General features: G+C 57.8%; 6 protein-coding genes and 1 pseudogene. All 7 read left to right on the plus strand.

Annotated features, from left to right (window positions below; translation table 11 throughout):
* The coding region (locus tag RMO15_RS27545; RefSeq protein WP_309720462.1) for a transposase at positions 1-400 on the plus strand (400 nt) is incomplete at its 5' end.
* Between the two features lie 397 nt (positions 401-797).
* Positions 798-1,301, plus strand: a complete 504-nt coding sequence (gene tnpA, locus RMO15_RS27550) for an IS200/IS605 family transposase (RefSeq protein ID WP_309720464.1) — start codon at positions 798-800, stop codon at positions 1,299-1,301.
* An 89-nt stretch (positions 1,302-1,390) separates the two neighbouring features.
* Complete coding sequence (locus tag RMO15_RS27555) at positions 1,391-1,921, plus strand: GNAT family N-acetyltransferase (protein WP_309720468.1); 531 nt, start codon at positions 1,391-1,393, stop codon at positions 1,919-1,921.
* Between the two features lie 13 nt (positions 1,922-1,934).
* Entirely contained in the window at positions 1,935-2,414 is a 480-nt protein-coding gene (locus tag RMO15_RS27560) for a hypothetical protein (protein ID WP_309720471.1), read from the plus strand.
* Positions 2,411-2,752, plus strand: a complete 342-nt coding sequence (locus tag RMO15_RS27565; RefSeq protein WP_309720475.1) for a hypothetical protein — start codon at positions 2,411-2,413, stop codon at positions 2,750-2,752. Before RMO15_RS27560 ends, RMO15_RS27565 begins: the two co-directional genes overlap by 4 nt.
* The gene (locus RMO15_RS27570) at positions 2,749-3,030 is read left to right on the plus strand and encodes a hypothetical protein (RefSeq protein WP_309720478.1); all 282 of its coding nucleotides are present in this window, start codon (positions 2,749-2,751) and stop codon (positions 3,028-3,030) included. The genes RMO15_RS27565 and RMO15_RS27570 overlap by 4 nt, the downstream gene beginning before the upstream one ends.
* 44 nt (positions 3,031-3,074) lie before the next feature.
* A pseudogene (locus RMO15_RS27575) lies at positions 3,075-3,477 on the plus strand (hypothetical protein); the annotation flags it as partial.

Raw genomic sequence — 3,477 nt, forward strand, 5'->3', positions numbered from 1 at the left:
GATGCCCAGCACCAGCGGAAGTGTGGTCAACTGCTTCGCTCTGTTGAGCCGAAGCAATGCCTGCTGGTTTCGCACGACGCGCCAAGGGGTGACATCGGCGTTGGTTAGTCAGTGGCTGGACAGTTTTGCGCAAGGTTTGACTCGCTTGACGGTAATTGTTCTGGATAATGCCCCTATCCATCAAGATCAAGGTCTGCGTCGTTATCTTCGCCGTTGGCAGGAGTTGGGTTTGTACGTGTTTTACCTGCCTTCTTACTCTCCGCACCTGAACCTTGCGGAGGTGTTGTGGCGCAAGCTCAAGTATGAGTGGTTAAAGGCAGAGGATTATGCGAGTCGTGAGAGCCTCGGTTATTCGGTCTGGCAAGCTTTGGCGGCTGTGGGCACGGCTTTGACTATCTAGTTTTCTCCTTCCAGTCTAAGTATAGCTTTAATTTGATCAAGTACTTAATACACAACGGATAAGCCAGCACGGAAATCGTGCGGCTATGGGGCCTTCGGCCGCCTCCTCGTGCCTCGTCGGTAAAATTCCGCCGAAGGCGCGGCGGTGGGTACCCTCTGGGTACCGCCCCATAGCGGGACGTTCACCGTGCAAGGCACGCGCGGTACCCACGGGCTTTAGACCGTGGAGGAGCGGGATCCCACCCATGTTTGTACTTTGGGTGGCTGTTGGTAAACGTCCCGCTCACCCAGAGGGTACCCGGGCGTCGTGCCGACTCCCCTTTTTACCTTAATCCGAGTTGGGGGTAGGATAAGGCATGGCCAAACAGGGGAAGCCTTCCTCCAGATACAAGCCCTCCGTGGGACGCAAGGGAAGCGCCCCGCCCACAAATGATGTTGGTAAAGGCCTGGTGCACTACTGGAGTGGTGGGCACACTCGACACCGTGTTCTGGTTGACTTTGTCTTTTGTCCCAAGTATCGCCGCCGTGTGATGGAGGGAGCCATCGCCTCTCGTCTTGAGGAGCTTTTTCGTGAGTGCTGCGAGGTTCAGCGCTGGTATCTTCACGAGCTGAATGTGCAAGTGGATCATGTTCATCTCCTGGTTCAGTTCTCTCCCTCTGAGCGTATCTGCGATGTTGTTCAGCGTTTGAAGGGTGGCTCCAGCAATACAATCCGTTTGGAGTTCCCCGATCTTGTTGAATTTCTTTGGGGAGACTCTTTCTGGTCGGATGGCTACTTTTGCGAGAGTGTAGGCTATCGTGATGAGGCGGCGATCCGCCGCTACATTCAGGATCAGCAAAAAATAGTTGGTTCCGACGACGATAATGGGGAACTCCGATTTGATTTTGATTGTCAGCCTTGACAGGCTTCCTTCTCCTTATCTAAAGCCACGGGCTTCAGCCCGGGGTTGTTTACTCCACGCGAAAATGGGCGTATCATAACGCAAGTCCCATGCTTAACACCAACCGCCTGCTCCTGCGCCGCTGGCGTCCCAGCGACCGTGCGCCTTTTGCTGCCCTCAACGCCGACCCGCGCGTGATGGAGTGCTTCCCCAGCACCCTCACGACCGCCGAAAGCGACGCGATGGTAGACCGAATCGAGGCGCACTTCGCCGAGAAAGGCTTCGGCCTCTGGGCGGTCGAGGTGCCGCGTCTTGCTGAGTTTATCGGCTTCATCGGCCTCTCCACCCCACGGTTCACGGCCCACTTTACCCCCTGTGTCGAAATCGGCTGGCGGCTCGCGTATGAGCACTGGGGCCACGGCTATGCCACCGAGGGCGCAAAGGCCGCGCTCGCCTATGGCTTCCAAACGCTGAAACTCCCCGAGATCGTCGCCATGACCGCCGTCGGCAACCAGCGCTCGCGTCATGTCATGGAAAAGCTCGGCATGACCCACAACCCTGCCGACGATTTCGACCACCCGCTTCTTCCTGAAGGGCATTCGATTACGCCCCATGTGCTTTATCGAGTTCAGCCCTCCTAGGCGATAGAGCACTATGCCTTCCCTTGAGATCATCTGCCTCGGCCAGTGTGAGCCCACCGACTTTAGCTATCTGCCCTGTGCCGTCGAGGCGGAGACGACGCTTCATTCGCATCGTGACTACCCGTCACTCTTCCAGCCAGACTTTGACCAACTCCAAGGCTGTATGTACCATCTGGGCGGAAGCTGCCTGCGCTTTCCTGGTGTATGGCAACGCTACGCCTATACTGCCGCCAATCTCTGCACCGAGTGGTGGGAGTTTTTGGAGTTCAAGCCCCGCTATAAGCTCGCCGTTCAAATTCTCCTGAAGACTCTGCTTGCCGCCTCCCCCGAAGAAAAACTCCTCTTCACAAGCGACTATCAGTTCGGCCCAAGTAAAGTCCGTCGTTACAAGCGCCCCATCACACTTGAGCAATTCTGGCAGCGCCACGACGAAAAGAGACTCTGGGTGAACGCCTCATTCTCCATAATACGAGGAGGTAAGATACAGCGATGACAAAGCATCCCACCGTTCGAGATCGTGTTGTGTTTGGTCTGGACACGATAGCCGAAGATCGCACCGTTGCAGTCTCACTGCGGGAGCTACTCTTTGTACACCAAGCGCTTGCAGAGCTGAATCAGTTCTTCCACCAGCCCATGCACTATCCCGATCTGGCGGCAGTACATGAGTTTATGGGGGCACGCGGCAGTGGCGGGGCTTATGAGGTCATAAGTGAGGCGCTCTACGCAAAGCTTGGGAGTATGCTTCCCGAGGATTTAAACGAGGCATTCGATGCGGGCACCTTCGAGCATCCTGCCCCTCCGGCGTACTTTGCCGAGAGAGGAAAGCAATGACAGTGACGTACAAGGAAATGGCGGCTGTGCTTGGCCTGATTGTCGCGATTTTACTGGCCTATCAGGCGGGCTACCAGATGGCGTGGTCACAGGCGCGGGGAGCGATCATGGCTGGCCCCAGTAGCGACAACTACGGCCCGGCTCTTCGTGCAATCTCGGCGGCCCGAGAGAAGCTACGCGGAGACGATCAAGAAGCGCGGGCGGAGCTGGATAAGGCGCAGGCACAGATTGAGCAGGCGCAACGCTGTACAAAGACGTTTCTGGCAAAACGGCGATAGAATTCCGCAAGGTTCCCCCGCCGGGCGGGGGCTAGGGGGTAGACATGAAACAGGCAGAGGCGCTTGGCTCGCGGTGGGAGCTTTTTGTGGATGATTGGCTGGTCGAGAGCAAGCGCGGGGTGGCGCTACGGCTGAGCACACCGGTGCGGCGCGAGATCGTGCTGACGACCGATAGGCTGTGGGAGGGCCCGGCGAGCGCGTACTTTACGGCGATCCAGGACGGCAAGAAAGTGCGGCTCTACTACCGGGGCTACTGTCCGGGCGATCAGTCGCTGGAGCAGGTGACGTGCCTCGCCGAGAGCGACGACGGCATCCGCTTCACGCGGCCCAATCTCGGGCTCTTTGCGTTTCGAGGCGCGAAGGCCAACAATATTATCTGGCAGGGGCTGGAGGCGCACAACTTCGCGCCGTTTCTCGACACGAACCCCAAGGCCCGGCCCGACGCTC

It is taken from the genome of Armatimonas sp. (assembly GCF_031410135.1).
Taxonomy (GTDB): domain Bacteria; phylum Armatimonadota; class Armatimonadia; order Armatimonadales; family Armatimonadaceae; genus Armatimonas.

Coding starts and splice junctions, on each gene's coding strand:
- RMO15_RS27555 (WP_309720468.1), top strand. CDS start 1,391: ATGCTTAACACCAACCGCCTGCTCCTGCGCCGCTGGCGTCCCAGCGAC.
- RMO15_RS27560 (WP_309720471.1), top strand. CDS start 1,935: ATGCCTTCCCTTGAGATCATCTGCCTCGGCCAGTGTGAGCCCACCGAC.
- RMO15_RS27565 (WP_309720475.1), top strand. CDS start 2,411: ATGACAAAGCATCCCACCGTTCGAGATCGTGTTGTGTTTGGTCTGGAC.
- RMO15_RS27570 (WP_309720478.1), top strand. CDS start 2,749: ATGACAGTGACGTACAAGGAAATGGCGGCTGTGCTTGGCCTGATTGTC.